Origin of the sequence: Campylobacter ureolyticus ACS-301-V-Sch3b (genome assembly GCF_000413435.1) — a bacterium.
Taxonomy (GTDB): domain Bacteria; phylum Campylobacterota; class Campylobacteria; order Campylobacterales; family Campylobacteraceae; genus Campylobacter_B; species Campylobacter_B ureolyticus_A.
Window position 1 is genome coordinate 619,047 of record NZ_KE340326.1, and the last position, 22,116, is coordinate 641,162.

25 protein-coding genes and 1 tRNA gene are annotated in these 22,116 nt (G+C 28.2%); 20 read left to right on the forward strand and 6 right to left on the reverse strand.

The genetic code is table 11. The annotated features are described in order from the left end of the window. The first annotated feature begins 2 nt into the window (after positions 1-2). The gene (locus HMPREF9309_RS03150) at positions 3-941 is read left to right on the forward strand and encodes a D-2-hydroxyacid dehydrogenase (RefSeq protein ID WP_016646477.1); all 939 of its coding nucleotides are present in this window, start codon (positions 3-5) and stop codon (positions 939-941) included. A gap of 102 nt (positions 942-1,043) precedes the next feature. Next, complete coding sequence (locus tag HMPREF9309_RS03155) at positions 1,044-2,387, forward strand: coproporphyrinogen III oxidase family protein (protein WP_016646478.1); 1,344 nt, start codon at positions 1,044-1,046, stop codon at positions 2,385-2,387. On the opposite strand, the gene ung is transcribed toward HMPREF9309_RS03155, so the two are convergent. Genes ung through HMPREF9309_RS03170 form a run of 3 tightly spaced genes read right to left on the reverse strand, consistent with a single transcriptional unit; the run spans position 2,384 to position 4,201 of the window. Beyond that, the gene (gene ung / locus HMPREF9309_RS03160; RefSeq protein ID WP_016646479.1) at positions 2,384-3,076 is read right to left on the reverse strand and encodes a uracil-DNA glycosylase; all 693 of its coding nucleotides are present in this window, start codon (positions 3,074-3,076) and stop codon (positions 2,384-2,386) included. The genes HMPREF9309_RS03155 and ung overlap by 4 nt on opposite strands. Then, positions 3,073-3,510, reverse strand: a complete 438-nt coding sequence (locus tag HMPREF9309_RS03165) for a hypothetical protein (RefSeq protein WP_034907671.1) — start codon at positions 3,508-3,510, stop codon at positions 3,073-3,075. The genes ung and HMPREF9309_RS03165 overlap by 4 nt, the downstream gene beginning before the upstream one ends. Further along, positions 3,500-4,201, reverse strand: a complete 702-nt coding sequence (locus HMPREF9309_RS03170) for a Bax inhibitor-1/YccA family protein (protein WP_016646481.1) — start codon at positions 4,199-4,201, stop codon at positions 3,500-3,502. The genes HMPREF9309_RS03165 and HMPREF9309_RS03170 overlap by 11 nt, the downstream gene beginning before the upstream one ends. 199 nt (positions 4,202-4,400) lie before the next feature. Here HMPREF9309_RS03170 and HMPREF9309_RS03175 point away from each other — a divergent pair, with 199 nt between their 5' ends. From HMPREF9309_RS03175 to sodB, 4 genes are all read left to right on the forward strand, one after another. Continuing rightward, positions 4,401-5,036 (forward strand): carbonic anhydrase, encoded by a 636-nt coding sequence (locus HMPREF9309_RS03175; RefSeq protein ID WP_051115719.1) that lies wholly within the window; start codon positions 4,401-4,403, stop codon positions 5,034-5,036. Then, entirely contained in the window at positions 4,999-7,209 is a 2,211-nt protein-coding gene (locus HMPREF9309_RS03180; protein WP_016646483.1) for a mechanosensitive ion channel family protein, read from the forward strand. Before HMPREF9309_RS03175 ends, HMPREF9309_RS03180 begins: the two co-directional genes overlap by 38 nt. 75 nt (positions 7,210-7,284) lie before the next feature. Continuing rightward, positions 7,285-7,431 carry a hypothetical protein gene (locus HMPREF9309_RS09030; RefSeq protein WP_016646484.1) on the forward strand — a complete coding sequence of 49 codons (147 nt, stop codon included), beginning with the start codon at positions 7,285-7,287 and terminating at the stop codon, positions 7,429-7,431. Positions 7,432-7,549: 118 nt separating this feature from the next. Next, positions 7,550-8,206, forward strand: coding sequence for a superoxide dismutase [Fe] (gene sodB, locus HMPREF9309_RS03185; RefSeq protein WP_016646485.1), 657 nt, complete (start codon positions 7,550-7,552; stop codon positions 8,204-8,206). 65 nt (positions 8,207-8,271) lie between these two features. Here sodB and HMPREF9309_RS03190 read toward each other — a convergent pair whose 3' ends face one another. The 3 genes from HMPREF9309_RS03190 to HMPREF9309_RS03200 all read right to left on the reverse strand — a co-directional run bounded on the left by HMPREF9309_RS03190 (position 8,272) and on the right by HMPREF9309_RS03200 (position 10,130). Then, positions 8,272-8,937 (reverse strand): DNA alkylation repair protein, encoded by a 666-nt coding sequence (locus tag HMPREF9309_RS03190; RefSeq protein WP_016646486.1) that lies wholly within the window; start codon positions 8,935-8,937, stop codon positions 8,272-8,274. Between the two features lie 116 nt (positions 8,938-9,053). After that, positions 9,054-9,130, reverse strand: a tRNA-Met gene (locus HMPREF9309_RS03195). A 79-nt stretch (positions 9,131-9,209) separates the two neighbouring features. Further along, positions 9,210-10,130: an AEC family transporter gene (locus HMPREF9309_RS03200; RefSeq protein ID WP_231370846.1), complete on the reverse strand. Its 921-nt coding sequence runs from the start codon at positions 10,128-10,130 to the stop codon at positions 9,210-9,212. Between the two features lie 148 nt (positions 10,131-10,278). Between HMPREF9309_RS03200 and HMPREF9309_RS09295 the strand changes: the two genes are divergently transcribed. Genes HMPREF9309_RS09295 through hisC form a run of 14 tightly spaced genes read left to right on the forward strand, consistent with a single transcriptional unit; the run spans position 10,279 to position 22,103 of the window. Beyond that, positions 10,279-10,437 (forward strand): YnfA family protein, encoded by a 159-nt coding sequence (locus HMPREF9309_RS09295; protein WP_414526225.1) that lies wholly within the window; start codon positions 10,279-10,281, stop codon positions 10,435-10,437. Positions 10,438-10,444: 7 nt separating this feature from the next. Beyond that, the gene (gene lpxB, locus HMPREF9309_RS03205) at positions 10,445-11,485 is read left to right on the forward strand and encodes a lipid-A-disaccharide synthase (protein ID WP_016646488.1); all 1,041 of its coding nucleotides are present in this window, start codon (positions 10,445-10,447) and stop codon (positions 11,483-11,485) included. A gap of 19 nt (positions 11,486-11,504) precedes the next feature. Continuing rightward, positions 11,505-11,990 carry a transcription elongation factor GreA gene (gene greA / locus HMPREF9309_RS03210; RefSeq protein ID WP_016646489.1) on the forward strand — a complete coding sequence of 162 codons (486 nt, stop codon included), beginning with the start codon at positions 11,505-11,507 and terminating at the stop codon, positions 11,988-11,990. Between the two features lie 8 nt (positions 11,991-11,998). Further along, positions 11,999-12,997: an N-acetyl-gamma-glutamyl-phosphate reductase gene (argC, locus tag HMPREF9309_RS03215; RefSeq protein WP_016646490.1), complete on the forward strand. Its 999-nt coding sequence runs from the start codon at positions 11,999-12,001 to the stop codon at positions 12,995-12,997. After that, entirely contained in the window at positions 12,987-13,718 is a 732-nt protein-coding gene (locus tag HMPREF9309_RS03220) for a UDP-2,3-diacylglucosamine diphosphatase (RefSeq protein ID WP_034907675.1), read from the forward strand. The genes argC and HMPREF9309_RS03220 overlap by 11 nt, the downstream gene beginning before the upstream one ends. Before the next feature lie 9 nt (positions 13,719-13,727). Beyond that, a complete protein-coding gene (gene serB, locus HMPREF9309_RS03225; RefSeq protein WP_016646492.1) occupies positions 13,728-14,351 on the forward strand; it encodes a phosphoserine phosphatase SerB in 624 nt (207 codons plus the stop codon). Next, positions 14,344-15,342 (forward strand): transaldolase, encoded by a 999-nt coding sequence (locus HMPREF9309_RS03230; protein ID WP_016646493.1) that lies wholly within the window; start codon positions 14,344-14,346, stop codon positions 15,340-15,342. Before serB ends, HMPREF9309_RS03230 begins: the two co-directional genes overlap by 8 nt. 1 nt (position 15,343) lies before the next feature. Next, a complete protein-coding gene (locus tag HMPREF9309_RS03235; protein WP_016646494.1) occupies positions 15,344-16,492 on the forward strand; it encodes a type IV pilus twitching motility protein PilT in 1,149 nt (382 codons plus the stop codon). 54 nt (positions 16,493-16,546) lie between these two features. Next, positions 16,547-17,080, forward strand: a complete 534-nt coding sequence (locus tag HMPREF9309_RS03240) for a 50S ribosomal protein L25/general stress protein Ctc (RefSeq protein WP_016646495.1) — start codon at positions 16,547-16,549, stop codon at positions 17,078-17,080. Between the two features lies 1 nt (position 17,081). Continuing rightward, positions 17,082-17,630: an aminoacyl-tRNA hydrolase gene (gene pth, locus HMPREF9309_RS03245; RefSeq protein WP_016646496.1), complete on the forward strand. Its 549-nt coding sequence runs from the start codon at positions 17,082-17,084 to the stop codon at positions 17,628-17,630. Next, positions 17,627-18,688, forward strand: a complete 1,062-nt coding sequence (locus tag HMPREF9309_RS03250) for an LptF/LptG family permease (RefSeq protein ID WP_016646497.1) — start codon at positions 17,627-17,629, stop codon at positions 18,686-18,688. The genes pth and HMPREF9309_RS03250 overlap by 4 nt, the downstream gene beginning before the upstream one ends. A 50-nt stretch (positions 18,689-18,738) precedes the next feature. Then, entirely contained in the window at positions 18,739-19,944 is a 1,206-nt protein-coding gene (gene lysA / locus HMPREF9309_RS03255) for a diaminopimelate decarboxylase (RefSeq protein ID WP_016646498.1), read from the forward strand. Next, positions 19,945-21,018: a prephenate dehydratase gene (gene pheA, locus HMPREF9309_RS03260; RefSeq protein ID WP_016646499.1), complete on the forward strand. Its 1,074-nt coding sequence runs from the start codon at positions 19,945-19,947 to the stop codon at positions 21,016-21,018. After that, positions 21,015-22,103 carry a histidinol-phosphate transaminase gene (gene hisC, locus HMPREF9309_RS03265; protein WP_016646500.1) on the forward strand — a complete coding sequence of 363 codons (1,089 nt, stop codon included), beginning with the start codon at positions 21,015-21,017 and terminating at the stop codon, positions 22,101-22,103. Before pheA ends, hisC begins: the two co-directional genes overlap by 4 nt. Positions 22,104-22,116 lie beyond the last annotated feature (13 nt).

The following is a 22,116-nucleotide window of genomic DNA, read 5'->3' on the forward strand; positions in this document are numbered from 1 at the left end:
AAATGAAAATAGTTTGTTTGGATGCTCTTACTTTGGGAGATATTGATTTAAGTATATTTAATAAATTTGGTGAGTTTAAAAGCTATGATAATACTTCAAATTTAGATCCTAATTTGGTAATTGAGAGATTAAAAGATGCTGATATTGTGATAGTCAATAAGGTTTTAATAACAAAAGAGATTATGCAAAAAACAAATTTAAAGTTGATTTGTATAAGTGCAACTGGGATGAATAATATCGATTTAAAAGCAGCAAAAGAGCTTAAAATAGAGGTAAAAAATGTTGCAGGATACTCAACAAATAGCGTTATTCAACAAACTTTTGCAAGTTTATTCACACTTTTAAACAACACAATATTTTATAGTGATTATGTAAAAAGTGGCAACTGGGCAAAAAGTGAAATTTTTACAAATTTAGATAAGCCAATAGTTGAAATTTATGGTAAAAAATTTGGAATTATCGGTCTTGGAGAAATCGGTCAAGGCGTTGCAAGAATAGCAAAAAGCTTTGGTGCAGAAGTTGCATACTACTCAACAAGTGGCAAAAATAAAAATGATGAGTTTAAGAGTATTTCGCTAGATGAAATGCTTAAAAGCTTTGACATTATATCAATCCACGCTCCGCTTAATGAAAATACAAAAAATCTAATTGGCGAAAACGAGCTTAATAAAATGAAAAATGGTGCTGTTTTAATGAACTTTGGAAGAGGTGGAATAGTTGATGAAAAAGCTCTTACTAAGGCTGTTGATGAAAAAGATATAAAAGCTATTTTAGATGTGCTTGAAGTTGAGCCAATGATTAAAAACCATCCACTTTTAAATGTCAAAAATAAAAATAATGTTTTAATAACTCCGCATGTGGCATGGGGAAGTAAAACAGCTAGGGATTTGCTTATTAAAAAAATATCTTTAAACATAGAAAATTTTTTAAAAAATAGATAGATAAATTTGTTTTATCTATCGTTATTTGTTAATAAAACCTTAATTTTATTATGCTAAACTTAACAAATTAAATTAATTATATTATCAAGAGGACTTTAAGAAATGTTACTAAATTTTGCACAAGAAAAAGCTGTAAATTACGCACATAATAAAATGCAAAAAGCTCTTTACAAAAGCCTAAACATAGACATTACAAATGAAAATATAGAAAAAATTCCAAGTAAAGATAAAAAATATATGCTTTATGCACATGTGCCATTTTGTCACGTTTTTTGTCCATATTGTTCATTTCATAAATATAAATTTGAAGCAAATTTATGCAAAGATTATTTTGCAAATTTAAGACAAGAGTTAAAACAAATAAAAGAAGCTGGTTATGATTTTACTTCGATGTATGTTGGTGGTGGAACTACTTTAATAGATGAAGATGAACTTTTAAAAACTCTAGATTTAGCAAAAAAACTTTTTAGCATAGAAGAAATTTCATCAGAAAGCGATCCAAATCACATTGAGCCAAAAACCTTAGAAAGATTTAAAGGCTATATTGATAGGCTAAGTGTTGGGGTTCAAAGCTTTGATAATGACATATTAAAAAAAGTTTCAAGATATTATAAATTTGGCTCACAAGAGGTTTTAATAGAAAAATTAAGCCAAGCGATTGATATTCTTCCAACTTTAAGTTTAGATTTAATATTTAACTTTCCATTCCAAACAAAAGAACAACTTTTAAGTGATATAAATATAGCTAAAAAACTTGCTCCACAACAAATTACATTTTATCCGTTAATGAAATCTCCTATCACAAGAGAGGCAATTGCTAAGACATTGGGAGTTAGTGATGATGATAGAGAGTGGGAATTTTACAAAATTATAAAAGAAGAGTTTAAGCACTATCATGCAAGTAACGCTTGGGCATTTTCTAAACAAAATTCAAATTTAGTTGATGAGTATGTTGGTTCAAATGCTGAATATGTGGGTGTTGGAAGTGGAGCATTTAGTTTTTTAAATGGCAGGCTTTTGGTAAATGCTTTTAATTTAGAGGAGTATTCTAATAGAATAAAATCTAAAAAAAGTCCCGTTATTGCTGTTTGTGATTTTAATAAAAAAGAAAAAATTCAATATGTATTTTTGACAAAACTATTTGATGGAAGTGTTGATATCGCTAGCTTTAATGCTCAAAATGAAACAAACCTTAAAAAAGAACTATTTTTAGAAATAAACTTATTAAAACTTGTAAATGCCATTTATGAAGAAAACGGAGTCTTAAAACCAACCGAGTTTGGAAGCTATCTTACAATGGTTTTAATGAAAGAGTTTTATACTGGCATGGATAAAGTAAGAGCTGCATTTAGAGATGATGCAAAAGTAAAATCAAGTAAAAAACTAAGAGTTATGGAGTATGATAACGATTTAAAGGTAGGCGAAGATAAAATTGCCACAGCTTAGATAAAATTATTCAAATCCCAATCAATCGGGCTTTTTCCAAGCTTTTTTAAAATTTCATTTGTTTTTGAAAAATGTTTGCATCCAAAAAAACCGCCTCTTGCCAAAGGGCTTGGGTGTGGAGCTGTTAGAATAAAATGTTTATTTTGATCTATTAAATTTGCTTTATTTTTAGCAAAATTGCCCCATAGTAAAAAAACAACTCCATTTTTTTCATCACTTATTTTTTTAATAACCGCATCGCTAAACAGATGCCAACCAAAGTCTTTGTGTGAGTTTGGCTTACCTTTTTCAACGCTTAAACTCGCATTTAAAAGTAAAACACCTTGCTTTGCCCAATATGTCAAATCTCCGCTATTTGGCTCAATTATGCCTAAATCATCATAAATTTCTTTATAGATGTTAATTAGACTTGGTGGAATTTTTACACCTTTTGGAACTGAAAAGCTAAGTCCCATGGCTTGATTATCCCCATGATACGGATCTTGTCCTAAAATAACAACTTTTACTTTATCAAATGGTGTTAGATTAAATGCATTAAATATTAAATTTGATGGTGGAAAAACGGTGGCAGATTTTTTAGAGATGATTAAATTTTCTTTTAAATTTTCAAAATATGGTGATAAAAACTCATCTTTTAACGCCTCTTTCCAGCTTTTTTCTATTTTAACATTTTCAAGCAAAATACTCATTTTATAGGCTTATCTCCTATTTTTGAATGCTCTAAAAATTTAGTTAAAATTTCTTTTTCTAAATCATAAAGCTCATATCTTGCATTTTTAAAAATTTGTGAATTTTCTAAATCAATAAGTTTAAAAATTTCTTCTAAAACTCTTGCACTTTCTTGTGAGCGTTTTAAATTTGCAGTTAAAACTGAGCTTAAATCTTTTCTTTGGAGTTCTAAATCTATTGATTTTTTAAGTACATCGAGATTTGCATCGCGGGAATTTAAACAATTTATTTGCAATTTTAAACTCTTTAAATTTCCTAAATGTCGTAAGTTTTTAAGCTTTAAAGAAAGCTCTTTATCGTTAAAAATATATCTTTGTATATCCTCAACAACTCTAATACCTTCTTTAAAGCGGTTTAAATTCGCATCAATTATGCGATAAATTTTAGTCTCTATTTAAAATTCCTAAAATATTTAAAAGTGAAATAAATAAATTTAATATGTTTAGATACATACCAACAGCTGCCATAATAGGAGAATCATATCTTCCTCTTATGATATTTTGTGTATCAAAAAGTATGTACATACTAAATAAAATCGCACTTACTGATGAAATTCCAAGTGAGAGCATTGTGCTTCTAAATAAAAATAGATTTAAAAGTCCAGCAACTATCACGCCTAAAAGCACGAAAAATAGTGGCTTTGCCCAAGAACTAAAATCAGCTTTTGCATTTATAGCATAAAGTGTAAGTCCGCCAAAAGCAACTGCTGTCATAACAAAAGCTTGTGTGACTATATGTCCTGCGCCACCATTAGTATACATATTTAAAACAGGTCCTAAAAAAAGTCCTGTAACAAAAGTAAAAGCAAAAAGCAATCCAAGAGCAAGTCCTCTCATACCTCTTTTATCAGCAAAACTCATTCCAAAAAGCATAATAAGCTCAACTGCTAAAAATAAAATTGAAAGCATAGGGCTTCTTGGAATTCCTGCATTCATGCCTACAAACGCTCCTGCAACAGCTGCAATTAATGAAGCTGCGATTAGTTTATAAGTATCTTTTATAAAGGTACTTAATTCTGAGCTTTGTTCTAGTGAATGCTCTATACTTTGAGAATCTTGTGCATAATCTCTATCGTATAAACTCATATTTTCTCCTTTGTAATCTTTATTTGATTTTATCAAAAACTCAGTAAATAAAATATAAATTTGAATTTATTATATAAAAGTAAGTTTAAATTTTATATCTGTTTTTAAATTTAAGGTAGAATAATGAAAATTTTTATTTAAGGAAAAAATTTTGGATAATTTGGAAAATGGAAATATTGTAAAAGGCGGAATAGAGTTTATGGAAAAGTATTTTAAGGAAAATGCTGAACTTTTTAAAACTTTAAAAGATAACCAAACTCCGCACACACTTTTTATTGGATGTTCTGACTCAAGAGTTGTGCCAAATCTTATAACAAATACAAAACCAGGTGAGATGTTTGTCATAAGAAATATAGCGAATATCATACCAAAATATAGAGTTAGTGATGAGTTTTTAGCCACAACTTCGGCCATTGAGTATGCTTTGTATATTTTAAATATAAAAGATATTATTATTTGTGGACATAGTAACTGTGGTGGGTGTGCGGCACTTTACTACGATGAGAGTAAATTTGATAAAACACCAAATGTTAAAACTTGGCTTAAATCTTTGGATAATGTTAAAGCCCAAGTTGAGGCGCTAGGACTTAGTAACTTAAAGAAAAAAGCTTGGTTTGTTGAGAGATTAAATATAATAAACTCGATTGACAACCTTTTAACTTATCCAGGTGTAAAAGAGGGCGTTAAGCTTGGAAAGATAAGAATTTATGGCTGGCATTATATCATAGAAACTGGTTCTTTGTTTAGCTATGATATGGTAACAAAAGATTTTGAATTATTAAATGAAGGAAGTGATTATGAAAAAATTTATAACGAAATTTTTGCTGATAATTAGTATTTTTTTCATTGGCTTACAAGCAAAAAATACAGATTTGCCAAAGGTTGATGAAGTTTTAACCGAATCAAATCAAACTGAGACAAACAAAACTGAAGAAGTTAAGCAAAATTCGGTATTAAGCGGAATTATAAAGCAAAGCACAGATCAAATTTCAGAAGAAAATAAAACCGCTGAAAAAGAAAAGCTTGTTGAGTTTTTAACCGATGGAAAAGAGGCAAATAAAAGTGAAAATGAAATTACAATTGCTGAGCTTGTAGCTGAAAAAGCTGTAAATTCACCAAAAAAGACTGATAATTCTAATAAGCAAAGTTTAGGCGATATAGTTAAAGAGATAAAAGATATAAATATAAAAATAGATCTTTTAAAAACTTCAACTGATGCTAATAAAACAGCTGATGAGATTTCTAGTTTGCAAAGCACAAAAGAAAGTTTGCTTTTTCATATCCCATCTGCTATTACAAATCAAACAGTTGATGAGGCTGCTTTAATAGCATATCTTACAAATAAAAAAGATTTAAGTAAAAAATTATCAAAACTCCAAAATAGAAAAAATTCATTTGATTATATTGATGCGAATTTAAGTTTTACTGCCATAGAGATTGGTGAGAACTTTTACTCATCTTTATTAAAGCTTGAATATATGTTTAAAGATGGTAGAAAAGAAAGCGAGATAAAAAAACTTATCCAAGATACACTTTTAAATTTACAAATTAAAGATTTTTCAAATATAAAAAATAAGATAGATGAGCTTAATATAAAAGATGATCAAAATGCCACACTTAATAATAAATATTCAAATTTAATATCAAATAAAAAAACTTATGAAGAAATTTTAAGCTATCTTTCAAAAAATACAAATTTATTAACTGGAAATGCTCTTTTTGTTGGATTAAATTTAAAATTTATAATTGATTATATTAACGACTTATCACCTTTTGAGGCAAGTGCTATAAATTTGGGAAAAATAATTCCAATTATTTTAATAATGGTTCTTCTGTTTTCAATAAGACGATTTTTAGCAAATATTATCTATTTTGTTTTTACACTCTTTAATAAAAATAAAGAAAAAAATATAGAGATAAAAACGCAAGTTGTTGATCTTATCAAAAAACCACTTGGTGTTTTATTAATAGCTTATGGTGTTGATATTTGTTTAAGTATTTTTTACTATCCAAGCCCTGTTCCACTGATATTTAACAAGGCCTTTGGAGTGATTTTTATTCTTCTATACTCTTGGCTTGTTATTGAAATTATTAATGGTTATGGAATCATAATAATTAGCAAATTAGCCAAAAAAAGCAGTAGAAAAGAAGTGCTAAATTTAGTTGTTAAAATTTTATATATCGTGGTTGTTATAGTTGCATTTTTACTTATTTTAACAAAAATGGGGATAAACGTTTCAGCCATTGTTGCTTCACTTGGAATAGGTGGTTTGGCTGTTGCTTTGGCAACCAAAGATATTATTGCAAATTTATTTGCTTCAATTATGGTTTTATTTGACAACTCATTTTCTCAAGGAGATTGGATAGTTGTAGGTAATGTTGAGGGAACTGTTGTTGAAACAGGGCTAAGAAAAACAACTATTAGAACTTTTGATAACTCTTTAGTCTTTGTTCCAAACTCAAAAATTATTGATAATAATATAATAAACTGGAGTAGAAGAAAAGTTGGAAGACAGATAAAAATGTTTTTAGGTCTAAATTATTCAACGCCTCCGCATATGGTTGAGCAAGTCATAAAAGAGATAAAAGAGATGCTTTATACTCATCCAGGCATTGCAAATCCTACAAAAAAAGATGCATTAAATGATATGAGATTTAAATATAGACAAAGCATTGTCTCATTGGATGATTTAGCAGGATATAAAAATAATTTGTTTGTAACACTTGATAAATTTGATGATTCATCTATAAATATTATGATTTATTGTTTTACTAAAAGTGTTGTTTGGGCTGAATTTTTGGACGTTAAACAAGATGTTATGATAAAAATGATGAAAATTTTAGAAAAAAATAAAGTCGGATTTGCCTTTCCCTCTAAAAGCGTCTACATAGAAGAAACTCCTATGCTTAAAGATATTATTTCAGTTAAGGATAATGGCGATAAAGCTACAGAAACAAAACAGATCGATGTAGATGATAAAAATGATAAAAATATTAACAAAAAATAGTTGAAATTTTGAAAAAAAATAGTAAAATTACAAGGCTTTAATTAGTTAAAGCCTATTTTTACTAAGGAGATAAGTATGAGAGACGACTTTGAAGATGACTTCGACCCAAGTGAAGATTTTGATGAAGATCTTTATGATGAAGAAGAAAATTGGGAAGATTTAGATGAGGATGATGAGTTTGTTTATGACAAAGACGACTATACTTTTGATGATGAATGCTAAAAAATGCTAAAATTTGCAGATTGTAATAATACAAAATAACTCTTATTTACAATCTGCTTACTTTTTTGTTACTTTAAAATAATATAATGATTTTAAATTTTATATTAAAGGATAAAAAATGTTAAAACTTAGAGTTCTTCCGTTTTGTGCAAAAAGCAACGCGGTAGTTAGTGAACAAACCTGTAATTTTCATTACGGAAAACATCATAATACTTATGTTAATAATTTCAATAATCTTGTAAAAGATAGTGAGTTTAAAGATGCTTGTTTTTATGATATCTTAACAAAAGCAAAAGGTGGTCTTTTTAATAATGCTGCTCAAGTTTACAATCACGATTTTTACTGGGATTGTATAGCTAAAAAATCAGATATTAGCGATGAGCTAAAAAAAGCTTTAGATAAAAATTTCGATGATTTTAAAGCTGAGTTTTTAAAAGCAGCTACAACATTATTTGGCTCTGGCTGGTGCTGGTTGGCTTATGATCCAAACTCAAAAAAACTTGAAATTATTCAAACTTCAAATGCGGCAACACCTGTAACTGATGGAAAAATTCCACTTTTAGTTGTTGATGTTTGGGAGCATGCATACTATCTTGATACTCAAAATGCAAGACCTGCATATTTAGAGAAATTTTATGAGAATATTAACTGGGAATTTGTATCACAAGCTTATGAGTGGGCTTTAAAAGAAGGTGTTAATTCAGTTAAATTTTACATAAAAGACATTCATCCAGAACTTGCTAAAAAAAGTTGTGGCTGTTCATGCAAAGCTTAATTTAGCAAAAATACTTTAAATTTTGAAGTCCAAAATGGGCTTCAAATCACTTATTTATTTAAAATTTAATAAATGACTTTTGAAATTTCATCTTTAAACTCATTACTGATTCTAAAACTATCTTTTATTTTTATTTTAGTCATTTTAAAAATTTCACTGTTTAGTTTTTTGTCTTTTAGAAAAAATAAAGTTTTTTTTGGAAATTGTACCGCACATTCACAAATCAGCCATGCTTTTGCCATTTGTGCGTAGTATTTATTTGGATTTGGTGTATTGAATATAAAATCTAAATATTTATCTTTAATAAAATAATAGAGTAAATTTACAAAACCAGCTCTTAAAATAAATTCATCATTTGACTTTAACCATAAATTTATTTCATTAAAAAGTAAATTCTCATCTATTTTTTTAAACTTAATAGTATCAATTAATGCCCAATTATCAGCTTTTTTAATATATTTATCATAAAGAGTTAGTTTTTTAGAAAACTCGCATTTTAAATCAGTCAAAATAAGCCCTTTAAGTAAAATCATTTCAAAAATTTCATCATCTGAGTTTATAAAATTTAAAAGATTAGAATTATTTAAATTTTTACATAAATTGTTAGCAATCTTCCTTAAATGCGGAGTTTTTACACCTAAAATTTTATATTTTGTAAAAATTAATTTTTGTATAAAAGTTTTTTGTTTTTGAGTTTTTAAATTGTTTAAAATATTTAAAATTTCATTCAAATTTTACCTTTTTAGAACTATATTTATAGTTTTAACAAAATAATAAAACCAAAATTTTACAATAAAGTAAAAATTGTGTTTTATCAATTTGTTATAAAATGGATTTAAAATAAAAATGGTATCAGGGGGGAGACTTGAACTCCCGACCTCCGGCTTATGAGACCAGCGCTCTAACCAGCTGAGCTACCCTGACACAAAGCTAAAAAAAGAAGTATGAATTATACCAAATAAATTCTTATTTTAACTTTAAACATTTTTACTATAAATCAAATTTAGCCTAAATTTTGCATTATATAGACCCAAAATGGCATTGAAATAATACTAAAAATTAATCCAAAGGCAACTGAACTAACTGCTAAATTTGAATCCATTTTTGCTTTCATAACCATTGCACAAACTATCGTAGCTGTTGGCATAGTAGTTTCTAAAAATGCAATTTTAAGGCTATTTGTAATTTCAAAACCAAAAGATTTAAAAAGTATAATAAAAATTAGTGGAGCTATTATCATTTTACATAAAATTACAACCATTGTTTGTTTATATGAGCTTTTTATAGCACCAAATCCAAGACTTAATCCAATGGCAAATAGTGCAACTGGTGTGGCAGCATCTCCTAGCATTATAATAGGTTTAAAAATAAAATCAGGAATATCTATAACTTTAAGTCCTATTCCAAGCAAAAGTCCGTAAAATGGTGGAAAGGAAAATATTTTCTTAACACTATTTATAAGGCTAAATTTCTCATTTGAGCCAAGCGATAAAATAAGTGGCACAAATAAAGATATCGGTAAAGCACCAGCTAATGCATCATAAAATATAACTTCACCAATAGCACTTGGTGTGCCTATAACACCTTCAACTATTGGCATTCCAACAAATAATGTATTTCCAAAAGATGATAGCACTACAACTGAAACCAAAGTCGCTTTTGAAAATCTACAAATTTTTCCTATTATAAATGAGATAAAAGCTGCTAATGATGTAGAAATAAATCCTGTAAAAATAAGCGAAATTAAAGTTAAGTCAATTTGTAGATGATAAATTCTATTAAATATCAAACACGGAGTTGCAAAAATTATCGCAAAGTCAAAAAACATTCTGGTTTGTTTTTGTTTTAAAATTTTAGCTTTTTTTGCTATATAACCTCCACCAAGTATCATAAAAATGGCAAATAAAGGTTCAAAAACCATAATTCTCCTTTTTTAAAAATTAAAGGTGGAAATATAATATTTTAAATCTAAATTTATACTTAAATTTAAAAAATTTATATTAAAATATTTTTTAAAAAATTTGTTAAAATTCTTTTTTAAATTTAAAATTATAAAATAAGGACTTTATATCATAAGCTCTCTTTTATGGTTATTTTTTGTTGAAAAACAAAGCGTGAATAAATATGATATTTTAGATCTGTTTTTGTGTGTTAGTGGGGCTTTGATGATAATTAGCGGAATTTTTAAAAAAGCTTTTAGATATTTTGATATAATTGTTTTTAAAAAATAGGAAGTTTATGAAAATTTTAGTCTCATCTTTGGAACCATCGGCAAATTTACATTTAGGATATATTTTAAAAAACCTTGAAAATTATGAGCTAAAAGGTATTTTTGATCCAAAATTTGGTAAACCTTTGCTTGCAAGTAGTGAGTTTAGTGCTATGGGATTTGTTGAAGTTTTACCGCTTATTTTTAAAGCAAAAAGAGCTATAAAAGAAATGGTAAAGCTTGCCAAAGAGTGTGACGTGGTGCTTTTAATAGATAGTCCAGCGTTTAATCTCCCACTTGCAAAAGCCTTAAAAAAAGATGGTGTAAAAGCAAAAATTACTTATTATATTTTGCCACAAGTTTGGGCATGGAAGAAAAAAAGAGTAAAAAAAGTAGAAGCATTTTGTGATAATTTGGCCTCAATATTGCCTTTTGATGAAAAATTCTATTCAAAATCAACCTTTGTAGGACATCCACTTTTAGATCAGATTAAGAGCTTTAAAGATGACTATACTCCTAAAAAAACTATCTCTTTTTTGCCCGGTTCAAGAAAAGCTGAGATAAAAAGACTTATGCCTATTTTTAGAGAGCTAGTTTGTAAATTTGATGATGATTTTACTAAAATTTTAGTTACTCCACCAAGTTTAAAAGATGATAAAATTTATGGAGATACAAGTGGATTTGTGATTAGTACAAATACTCATGAATCGTTGCAAAAAAGTGATTTTGCTTTTATTTGCTCAGGGACAGCAACGCTTGAATCAGCTTTAATAGGAACACCTTTTGTGCTTTGCTATAAAGCTAGAGAGATTGATTTTTTCATAGCTAAGAATTTTGTTAAAATAAAACATATTGGTTTAGCAAATATATTTTATGATTTTATGAACAAAGCCGAACTTCATAAAGAGCTTTTACAAGGCGATGTAACGGCTTTAAATTTATATAAGGCGTATTTAGAGTGTGATATTAATAAATTTAAAGAGGCAAAAGATGAGTTAAAAAAATATTTGAAATTTGGAAGTGCAAAAAATGTAGCTCAAATTTTAAAAACAAGTATAATTGATAAATAATAGAAAAAGGAAAAAAATTATGGCAAGAGAACCTATGACAATTTATGGGTATGAAAAGTTATCAAACGAACTTAAACACTTAACTTTGGTTGAAAGACCTAATGTTGCAGAAGAAATTGATATTGCAAGAAGTCATGGAGACTTAAAAGAAAATGCTGAGTATCATGCAGCTAGAGAAAAGCAAAGTTTTATGGAAGGAAAAATTGCAGAAATTAGTAGTATTTTGGCAAAAGCCGAAGTAATTGATCCAAGCTCTTATATCCATGATAAAGTTAAATTTGGTTCAACTGTTAAATTTTTAGATGTAGAAACTGAACTTGAGAAAACCTATACAATAGTTGGAAGTAGTGAAAGCGATATAAGTAGAGGACTAATTAGTATTAATACTCCTCTTGCAAGGCAACTTTTAGGAAAAGCAGAGGGAGATTATATATCTTTAAATCTTCCAAATGGAACAAGTGAAGTTGAAATTTTAGAAGTTTTTTATAAAGAAATTAAATTTTAGGCAATATTATGAAAAATGTAGGAATTATAGGTGTTAGCGGGTATACTGGATTTGAACTTTTACGGCTTATACTAAATCATCCAAAATTAAATTTAACCTATTTAGCAGCTACTAAAAAATCCAAAATAGATGAAATTTTTCCATCTTTAAGTAGTGTTTTAGACTTTGATGTTGAGGTTGCAGATGCTAAAACAGCAGCCCAAAAATGTGATTTAGTTTTTTTAGCGCTTCCACATAAAGCATCGATGGAATTTGCTAAAGAAATTTTAAAATATGATGTTAAAGTTGTTGATTTATCAGCTGATTATAGAATAAGCCTAGAAAATTATGAAAAAAACTATACTACACATTTAGATAAAGAAAATTTAAAAAATGCAGTTTATGGTTTAGTTGAAATAAATAGAGATTTTATAAAAGGTGCAAAACTTGTTGCAAATCCAGGATGCTATCCAACAGCAACTTTGCTTGCCGCGCTTCCATTTATTGAGTATTTAGAACCAAATATATTTGTTGATGCAAAAAGTGGAGTAAGTGGAGCTGGAAAAAGCCTAAAAGAAACAAGTCATTTTGTAAGTGTTAATGAAAACATAAATGCTTATGCCCCACTTACTCACAGACATGCAGATGAGATAAAAGAAAAACTTGAAATCGCATCTAAAAAAAACATAAATTTGATGTTTGTTCCACATTTAGTGCCTATAACAAGAGGAATGTTGGTTAGTGTATTTGGCACCTTAAAACAAGATTGTGATGCTTTTGAAGTGCTAAATAATTTTTATAAAAATGAAAAATTTATCAGAATAAGACAAAACCCAGTCAGTGTAAAAGACACAGCGGGAACGCATTTTTGTGATATTTGTGTCAAAACAAAAAATAATCAAATTTGGATAAACTCAAGCATTGATAACTTGCTAAGAGGAGCTAGCTCGCAGGCTTTAGCAAATGCAAATTTAATGCTTGGTTTTGATGAAAGCTTAGGACTTAATAAATTTGCCTATGGAGTTTAAACTGCTTGAAAATGCTATTTTTATAGGTGATTGTCACGAGAATAAAAATAAGCATTTTTTTTTAAATTTTTTAGAGTTTTTGGATGAGAAAAATCCAAAAATTCCACAAATTTTTTTAATGGGTGATATTTTTGATTTTTTAACAAACACAGATTTTGTAAAAAAATTTTATGAAAAAGAGATAGAGTTGTTAAACAAACTTTCAAAAAAATATGAAATTTACTATCTTGAAGGAAATCATGATTTTAATTTAAGTGAAATTTTTAAAAATATTAAGGTTTTTAAAAATAGTGCTCAACCAGTTTTTTTCACAGATGAGTTTAATCATAAAATAGCTTTGGCGCATGGAGATATTTTTTTACCTTTTTTTACACAAAAAATTTTGCTTTTTTTAAGAAATAAAGTTTTTTTAAAATTTATGAATTTAATTGATAAAATTTTATATTATAAAATTTCAAAAGCTATTTTAAAATCTCAAGAGAATAAAATTTTATATAAAAAATTTATAAATTTTGATAAATACATAGAAAAAAAACTATTAAATTACAACGCAGATTATGTTATAGAAGGGCATTATCATCAAGATGTATTTTTTAAATTTGACAAAAAAAGTTATTTTAATCTTAACTCTTTTGCAGTAGAGCCTAAAATTTATAAAGCAAAATTTGAAAATAAAAATTTAATTTTAAAGCCATTTGAGTATAATTATAAAAATTTATAAAGGAAAATTATGATAAAACTTTGTGTGTTTGACTTTGATAATACACTGATGGATGGAGAAACTATCAGTTTTTTAGCAAGAGCGGTAAATAAAGAAAGAGAAGTTGAAGAAATTACCAAAAAAGCAATGGCTGGTGAGCTAGACTTTTTTGAGAGTTTAAAACAAAGAGTTAGTTTTTTAAAAGGTGTAAGTTTAGATGAGATTATAAAAACAGTGGAAAAACTACCTTATATAAAAGGCGCAAAAGAGATAATTTCATATTTAAAACAAAAAGGCATTGCTGTTGTTGTTTTTAGTGGTGGATATCATGTTGCTACTGACTTAGCAAAAATAAAGCTTGGATTTGATGCAAGTTTTGCAAACTACTTACATGAAAAAAATGGTATTTTAACCGGCGAAGTTGGTGGAGAGATGATGTTTGGATACTCAAAAGGTAAGGTTTTAAAAGAGCTTATGGATTTAATGAGTCTAAAAAAAGATGAAGTTATGTGTGTAGGTGATGGTGCAAATGATATTTCTATGTTTAATGAAGCCGGTATGGGGATAGCTTTTTGTGCAAATGAAGTTCTAAAAAAACACGCAACACATTGTATTGATGAAAAAGACTTAGAAAGGATAAAAGAATATGTATGATGGTAATTTTTCACTTTGGTGTGATTTTGTAGAAAGAGATTTTATAAGTGGTGAGTTTAAAGAACTCTTAAAAAATGGAGTGATAAATGGTGCGACTTCAAACCCTAGTATTTTTAAAAATGCTATTTTAAGTTCACCTGCATATAAAGAGCAAATTTCAAAATACTCACATAAAAAACCAAAAGAAATTTATGAAATTTTAGCAACTTCAGATATTCGTTTAGCTGCTGAAGCAATGCTTAAAAACTATGTAGAAAAAGATGATGGATTTATAAGCCTAGAAGTTGATCCAACTCTAAGTTGTAGTGCAAAAGAGACATATAAAGAGGGAAAAAGACTTTATGCAAGTATTGGCATGCCAAATGTTATGATAAAAGTTCCAGCAACAGATGAGGGATTTGAAGCTATGAGTGATCTTTTATCAAAAGGCATAAATGTAAATGCAACACTTATTTTTTCTCCAAGTCAAACTAAAAAATGCCTTGAAGCTTTTAAAAATGGAACTAAAAAATTTAAAAAAAGATTTCCAGGAGCAACTTTACCAAAAGCCGTTATTAGTATATTTGTAAGTAGATTTGATAGGTTAATGGATGAAAAATTTGCTACTTTAAATATCCCAACTGCAAAGCTTGGCATTTATAATGCAACAAAATGCTATTATGAAGTGCAAAATTTTGGATTATCAAATGTAAGAGCTTTATTTGCAAGTACTGGAGTTAAAGGTGATAGTTTAAGGCCATCTTATTATGTTGATGAGCTTATGTTTGAAAACTCAGTAAATACAGCTCCGCTTAATACAATAAAAGAGTTTTTAAAAGGCGAGAAAAAAGTTATCAAGCCAGTTAGTGATGAAGTTATAAATGAGTTTTTTGATCTTTTAAAGCAAAAAGAGATAAATATAAAAGAAATTTATAAAGAGCTTTTAGAAGATGGACTAAAACAGTTTGAAGTTGCATTTGATGAAATTCTAAACAATTTAAAAGGAGAGTAAGATGAGCGATAATCCATATATTAAATTTCTTAATAAATACCTTGAAGCTCTTGTAAGTCATGAAGGAAGTGACCTTCACTTAAAAGCAACCTCTTTAATAAGAGGAAGAATTAACGGAAAAATTGTAAATTTCGGCGATAGAATTTTAAAAAAAGAAGAAGCAGAAGAGCTTGCAAAAGCCTTGGTTGGTAAAAGATATGACGAGCTTGATGATAAAAAAAGCTTAGATTTTACATATATTTTAAATGATGATTATAGATTTCGTGTAAATTTATTTTTGCAAATTAGTGGTATAAGTGCTGTTTTTAGAACCATTCCAAGAAATATTCCAAAAATGGAAGAGCTTCTTTTGCCGCCTGTTTTAAAAACAATAGCTGATGAGACACTAATGGGACTTGTTTTAGTAACTGGCCCAACAGGAAGTGGTAAAACAACCACAATTGCAAGTATGATAAATCATATAAATCACACAAGACAAAACCACATAGTAACTATTGAAGATCCGGTTGAGTTTGTTTTTGATGATGCAAAGTGTGTTATAAATCAAAGGGCTATTGGGCAAAATTGCAATACTTTTGCTGATTCATTAAGAGCTGCATTAAGAGAAGACCCTGATATTATATTTGTTGGTGAGATGAGAGACTTAGAAACAATTGAAACTGCACTTCACGCAGCTGAAACTGGACACCTTGTTTTATCAACACTTCACACACTTGATGCAAAAGAGAGCATCAACAGAGTTATTTCTATGTTTGAAGGTGAAGAACAAAATAGAATAAGAATAGCTTTTGCTTCTGTTTTGCAAGCTGTTATTTCTCAAAGATTAGTTGCTACAACAGATAATAAAAGAAGAGCAGCGGTTGAGGTCTTAAGAAGAAGTGTTAGAATTAGAGATATGATTTTAGAAGATAGAGTAGGCGAAGTAACAGACGCCATAAAAGAGGGAAGAAATATCTACGGAACCCAAACTTTTGATCAACACTTGCTTGATCTGTTTAGAGATGGAATCATAACAAGAGAAGAAGCACTTGATAAAAGCTCAAATAGAGCTGACTTAGAAATCAACATTAAAAATATTGAGCTTGAAAGAAAAACCAAAGCTGGCGTAGCAGATGAGGCTGATGAGATAAAACTTAAAGATATAAGATAAAATTTAGCCAAATTTTGGTATCATCCAAAATTCATTTTATTAAAAAGGAAAAAGATGTTAGAAGGTATTATTAGAGAGAGTATCGGTAAAAAAGCTGCAAAAGCTTTAAAAAGAGATGGTTATCTAATCGCAAATATCTATGCAAAAGGTATAGATAATATCTATGCTGCGTTTAAAACAAACGATTTTATGAAGTATGCAAGAGATAAAGAAAATCTTGCATTTGAAATAAAAGTAGATGGTAAAACATATAAAGTAATCGTTGAAGAGTATCAAAAAGATCCTGTTTTAAACACATTAACTCATGTTGATTTAAGAGTTGTATTAGATGATGTGGTTTCAAAATACTATATTCCAGTAAAAGTTAGTGGAACTCCAATAGGACTAAAAAATAAAGGTATTTTAGTTCAACTAAAAAGAAGATTAAGAGTTCATTGTAAAGGAAAAGATCTTCCAAATAGTTTTGATATAGATGTAACTCCACTTGACACAGGCGATTTTATACTTGTAAGAGATGTAAAAGCTCCTGAAAATGTAACTATTCTAGATGGAAATGATGTTGCTGTAGCTGGAGTTTTCTCAGCGTAAAATGATTCTTGTAGTTGGTCTTGGAAATCCTGGCAAAAACTATGAGCTAACAAGACACAATATCGGATTTATGGTAATTGACAAGCTAAAAGATAGTTCTTTTAGCTTGGAAAGTTCAACTAAATTTCAAGGAGAGCTTTATAAAAAAGGCTCTCTTTTACTTCTTAAACCACTTACTTTTATGAATTTAAGCGGAAATAGCGTAAAGGCTGTAAACGACTTCTATAAGCCTGAAAAAATCATAGCAATTCATGATGATTTAGATCTTAAATTTGGTGCTATAAAGTTTAAAAAAGGTGGAAGTAGTGGTGGACATAATGGCATAAAGTCAATTGATAGTTTAATTGGCAATGAGTATGAAAGAGTAAGAATTGGCATAGGAAATGATAAAAAAAATGTAATTAATCATGTTTTATCTAAATTTAATGATGATGAGGTAAAAAATTTGGATGAAATTTTAAACTATGCTAAAATTGCAACTTTAGAGCTTGTGAAAAATGACCTTGCAAGTGTTAGAAATAAATTTACAACAAAAGAAATTATAAAGTGAAAATATATTTAAAATATGTAAGCCTTGTTTATATAAAATACTTTTTCATACTTTTTGTGGCACTTGAATGCTTTTATGTTGGTATTGATATACTTTTAAACTTAAAAGATTTGCCATCAAGTGCAAATTTAATACTTCTTTATGTCGGATTTACTGCTATGAGCGGTGTTGGATATATTTTGCCACTTAGTTTAATTTTTGCTTTAATACTTGAGTTTTTTAATATGATAAGAAACAATGAGTTAATAAGTTTTTATGCTTTAGGATTGTCTAAATTTAGCCTTTTAAAAGGTCCACTTTTCGTTTCGCTTTTAATAACTTCATTTTTTATATATTTAAACACAACATCATTTGTTTATTCAAATGGATATAGAGACAATCTTGAAAATTTAAATATGGTTGGTAAAATAAGTAGCGGTGTTTTTTTAAAATATGAAGACACTTATCTTTACATAAAAGAATTTAATGCCCTTGCTAAGGCTGCAAAAGATATAAATATAATCAAGATAAAAGACTCTAAAATACAAAATTTATCTCATGCAAAAAGCGCAATTTATGATGATGAAAAATGGACTTTTTTTGATGATGAAGGGATTATTTTACCGCTTGATTTAACAATAGGCAAAGATGGTTTTACTAGATTTAAAAGATCAAAATTTCAAAGCCTTTATGGTTTTGATCCATCAAGTATAGAAAAAGTTTATGATAACTCAAATGTTTACTCTATAAAAGATGCATTAAAAGCAATTAAAAGCTTTAAAAACCAAGGTGTAAATATAAGCTCTATCAAATCAGCCCTTTATAGCCTTGTTTTTTCACCATTTTTTGCCTCTATTATGCTTGTAATTTTATTTTATCACTTCCCAGTAACTAATAGATTTCACAATCTTGCCATTTTAAGCTTTATATTTTTTATAGTAACGCTTTTAATTTGGGGCATTATATTTGTGCTTACAAGATTTTGTATAACAGGCGTTATAGTGCCTGAAATTGGCATAATATTACCAATTATTTTGCTTGGGTTATATGCCGTTTCTTTGGTGTTTAGAAACATTTAAGTAAATTTTAAGTAAAATCTACTTTAAATTTAAAAAACAAAAGGTTTAATGTGATTGATATAAAAAATTACGAAAATTTAGCCAAAACTTATAAAACCCCACTTTATATTTATGATTTTGATAAAATTAAAAATAATTATTTAGATCTAAAAGAGGCATTTAAAGCAAGAAAATCTTTAATTTGTTATGCTGTTAAGGCAAATTCAAATTTGAACATTTTAAAGCTTTTAGCAGATCTTGGAAGTGGTTTTGACTGCGTTAGTTTTAACGAAGTTAAAAAAGCCTTAATATCTGGAGCAAGCAGATATAAAATAATATTTTCTGGTGTTGGAAAAACAGATGATGAGATAGAAAATGCTTTAAAAGAAGACATTTTGATGTTAAATATTGAAAGCTTTGAAGAGCTTTTAAATGTTGAAAAAATAGCAAAGAGCTTAAATTTAAAAGCTAGAATTAGCGTTAGAGTAAATCCAAATATTAATCCAAAAACTCATCCTTATATTTCAACTGGACTTAAAGAAAATAAATTTGGCGTTAGTATAAATGAGGCTAGGAAAATTTACATTTATGCTAAAAAAAGTGATTTTTTAGAAAGCATTGGAATTCACTTTCACATTGGCTCACAACTAAGCGATGTTACTCCTATTTTAGAATCTGCCACCCTTGTATCAAGCTTGATGCGAGAGTTAAAAGCTTTGGAAATTGATATTAAATTTTTTGATATTGGTGGGGGAATTGGCATAAAATATGATGATGAAAAAACTATAAATTTATATGAGTATGCTCAAGGAGTTTTAAAAGCATTAGATGGGCAAGACTGTACGATTGTTTGTGAGCCTGGAAGAAGCATTGTAGCAAATGCAGGTGAAATGCTTGTAAAAGTTTTATATAAAAAAGAAAACGATGGTAAGAACTTTTTAATTGTAGATGGCGCTATGAATGACCTTCTAAGACCAAGCTTATATAATGCATTTCATAATATTGTTTCTTTAAAAAATAGCCAAGATTTGGTAAATTTTGACATAGTAGGACCAATTTGTGAAAGTGGTGATTTTTTAGGAAAAGATAGATATTTGCCAAATTTAGATAAAGGTGATTTGCTTGTTGTAAAAGATGCAGGAGCTTATGGTTTTTCAATGTCAAGTAACTATAACTCAAGGTTAAAACCGGCTGAAGTTGCTTTGATAAATAGTGAAGTAAAACTCATTAGAAAAAGGCAAAGTTTTGAAGATTTAATAAAAGATGAAAGAGTTTAAATGCAAAATATCGATGATTTAAGAACTTGTATTGATAAAGTTGATGATGAGATAGTAAGGCTTTTAAATGAGAGAATGGGTTATGTTAAAAAAATAGGCGAACTTAAAAATGCAGCAAGAAGCCATATTTATAGGCCTGAAAGAGAAAAAGCCATTATTTCAAGAGTTGAAAGTATTAGCAAGCTTGATAAAAAATCAATCGAAGCTGTTTTCTTTGAAATTTTTTCAATTTCAAGAAATTTAGAAAAACCTCAAAGTGTGGCATTTTTAGGACCATTTGGAACTTACTCTCATCAAGCTGCAAAAAGTAGATTTGGAGCTATTAGTAATTATATTGCACTCTCAGATATCGAAGCTGTTTTTAAAGCTTTAAAAAACAAAGAGGCAAAATATGGTGTTGTGCCTATTGAAAATAACACAGAAGGTGGAGTAGGAGTTACATTTGACTGTCTTGGTACTTATAAAGATATAAAAGTTGTTGCCGAGCTTTATCTTGATATTCATCACTCATTTGCTAGTAGATATGAAAGCCTTTCAGAGATTAAAAAAATTTATTCTCATCCACAAGGTTATAATCAATGTTTAAAATTTTTAGAAGAACATGGTCTTAATGAGGCTCAGTTTATACCTACAAAATCAACTGCTTTAGCTGCACAAATGGTTATGTCCGAGCCAAATTCAGCGGCAATTTGTTCTAAAATAGCTGCAAATTTATATAATGTTCCTATTATGTTTGAAAAAATAGAAGATAATCTTTCAAATAAAACACGCTTTTTTATATTAAGCGATTTTAAAAACGAAAGAACAAGCAAAGATAAAACTTCCATTATGGTTAAGACTGATCATAGTCCAGGAGCTTTGGTTGATTTTTTATCAATGTTTAGAAATGAGGGAATTAATTTGACTAAGCTTGAAAGCAGGCCAATTAAAAAAAAAGATTTTAATGTAAATTTCTACATTGATTTTGAAGGACATATTGATGATGAAAGAGTTAAAAAAGTTTTAAGCCTAGCAAAAGAAAAAGGAAATGAAATTATGTGGCTTGGAAGCTATATGAATGAGGAGATAAAATGATATTTAATGCACATTTAAGTGAAATTAAAAGCTATGAGCCAGGAAAACCAATTGAGCTAATAATTAGAGAATATGGCATAAAACAAAATGACATTATAAAACTTGCTAGTAATGAAAACCCACAAGGAACTTCAAAATTAGTTCAAAAAGTAATAAAGCAAAACGCAAAATTTGCAAATTTATATCCTGATGATTCTATGTTTGAGCTAAAAGAGGCTTTATCAAAAAAGTATAATGTCACTTCAAATAATTTAATCATTGGCTCAGGAAGCGATCAAGTAATAGAGTTTTTAATACATGCAAAAGCTAATCAAAACTCTGCAATCCTAACAGCTAAAATAACATTTTCAATGTATGAAATTTATGCAAAACATGTTGGAGCAAAAGTTTATAAAACACCTTCAGATACACATAATTTAGATGAGTTTTTAGAAGTCTTTAAAAAACATCAAAATGAAATTTCAATTATATTTTTATGCGTTCCAAATAACCCACTTGGTGAGTGTTTGGATGCAGACGAGGTTTATAAATTTATTGAAAAAATTGATAAAAATACTCTCATTGTAATTGATGGGGCATATAATGAATTTGCTAAATTTAAAGATATAAAAAAATTTATAGATCCTAAAAAAATATCTGAATATGAAAATGTCATTTATCTAGGAACATTTTCAAAGCTTTACGGACTTGGTGGCATGAGGGTAGGATATGGCGTTGCAAATGAAAATATAATAAGTAATCTTTCTAAGTTAAGAGCTCCTTTTAATATAACAACCCTTAGTTTAAAAGCTGCCACTGCTGTTTTAGAAGATGAAAGTTATATTAAAAAAACTTTAAAAAATAATTTTAAAGAGATGAAAAGATATGAAAAATTTGCAAAAAAACATAATATTAAATTTATTACAAGTTACACAAATTTTATAACATTTTTTATCAAAAACAGTAGTGAAATTTGTGATAATCTTCTAAAAAAAGGAATAATTTTAAGAAATTTAAAGAGCTATGAATTAGATGCTATTCGTATAACAATAGGACTTAGAGCTCAAAATAAAAGAGTCTTAAAAGAGCTTGAAAGGCTACTTTAAAGGGAGTTTGGTT

Coding starts and splice junctions, on each gene's coding strand:
- HMPREF9309_RS03150 (WP_016646477.1), top strand. CDS start 3: ATGAAAATAGTTTGTTTGGATGCTCTTACTTTGGGAGATATTGATTTA.
- HMPREF9309_RS03155 (WP_016646478.1), top strand. CDS start 1,044: ATGTTACTAAATTTTGCACAAGAAAAAGCTGTAAATTACGCACATAAT.
- ung (WP_016646479.1), bottom strand. CDS start 3,076: ATGAGTATTTTGCTTGAAAATGTTAAAATAGAAAAAAGCTGGAAAGAG.
- HMPREF9309_RS03170 (WP_016646481.1), bottom strand. CDS start 4,201: ATGAGTTTATACGATAGAGATTATGCACAAGATTCTCAAAGTATAGAG.
- HMPREF9309_RS03175 (WP_051115719.1), top strand. CDS start 4,401: ATGGAAAAGTATTTTAAGGAAAATGCTGAACTTTTTAAAACTTTAAAA.
- HMPREF9309_RS03180 (WP_016646483.1), top strand. CDS start 4,999: ATGAAAAAATTTATAACGAAATTTTTGCTGATAATTAGTATTTTTTTC.
- HMPREF9309_RS09030 (WP_016646484.1), top strand. CDS start 7,285: ATGAGAGACGACTTTGAAGATGACTTCGACCCAAGTGAAGATTTTGAT.
- sodB (WP_016646485.1), top strand. CDS start 7,550: ATGTTAAAACTTAGAGTTCTTCCGTTTTGTGCAAAAAGCAACGCGGTA.
- lpxB (WP_016646488.1), top strand. CDS start 10,445: ATGAAAATTTTAGTCTCATCTTTGGAACCATCGGCAAATTTACATTTA.
- greA (WP_016646489.1), top strand. CDS start 11,505: ATGGCAAGAGAACCTATGACAATTTATGGGTATGAAAAGTTATCAAAC.
- argC (WP_016646490.1), top strand. CDS start 11,999: ATGAAAAATGTAGGAATTATAGGTGTTAGCGGGTATACTGGATTTGAA.
- HMPREF9309_RS03220 (WP_034907675.1), top strand. CDS start 12,987: ATGGAGTTTAAACTGCTTGAAAATGCTATTTTTATAGGTGATTGTCAC.
- serB (WP_016646492.1), top strand. CDS start 13,728: ATGATAAAACTTTGTGTGTTTGACTTTGATAATACACTGATGGATGGA.
- HMPREF9309_RS03230 (WP_016646493.1), top strand. CDS start 14,344: ATGTATGATGGTAATTTTTCACTTTGGTGTGATTTTGTAGAAAGAGAT.
- HMPREF9309_RS03235 (WP_016646494.1), top strand. CDS start 15,344: ATGAGCGATAATCCATATATTAAATTTCTTAATAAATACCTTGAAGCT.
- HMPREF9309_RS03240 (WP_016646495.1), top strand. CDS start 16,547: ATGTTAGAAGGTATTATTAGAGAGAGTATCGGTAAAAAAGCTGCAAAA.
- pth (WP_016646496.1), top strand. CDS start 17,082: ATGATTCTTGTAGTTGGTCTTGGAAATCCTGGCAAAAACTATGAGCTA.
- pheA (WP_016646499.1), top strand. CDS start 19,945: ATGCAAAATATCGATGATTTAAGAACTTGTATTGATAAAGTTGATGAT.
- hisC (WP_016646500.1), top strand. CDS start 21,015: ATGATATTTAATGCACATTTAAGTGAAATTAAAAGCTATGAGCCAGGA.